The organism is Streptomyces viridochromogenes, assembly GCF_001270495.1.
GTDB classification, from domain to species: domain Bacteria; phylum Actinomycetota; class Actinomycetes; order Streptomycetales; family Streptomycetaceae; genus Streptomyces; species Streptomyces viridochromogenes_A.
The window spans coordinates 1-312 of sequence record NZ_LGUR01000144.1 but is presented as its reverse complement, the minus strand read 5'-3'; the positions used below and the strand labels follow the sequence as shown (position 1 = coordinate 312).

The window sequence follows — 312 nt, the reverse complement described above, 5'->3', positions numbered from 1 at the left end:
TACGACGTGAAGGCCAACTGGAAGCTCATCATCGAGAACTTCATGGAGTGCTATCACTGCGCGACCATCCACCCCGAACTGACCGAGGTGCTGCCCGAGTTCGCGGACGGTTACGCCGCCCAGTACTACGTGGGCCATGGCGCCGAGTTCGGCGAGGACGTGCAGGGGTTCACGGTGGACGGCTCCGAGGGGCTGGACCGTATTCCCGGGGTCGCCGAGGACCAGGACCGCCGGTACTACGCGATCACCGTCAGGCCCCAGGTGTTCGTCAACCTCGTGCCGGACCACGTGATCTTCCACCGGATGTACCCG

1 protein-coding gene is annotated in these 312 nt (G+C 64.4%); it reads left to right on the top strand.

What is annotated here, in order from left to right:
* A partial coding sequence (locus ADK36_RS15845; RefSeq protein WP_276525835.1) for an SRPBCC family protein occupies positions 1-312 on the top strand: 312 nt, incomplete at both ends.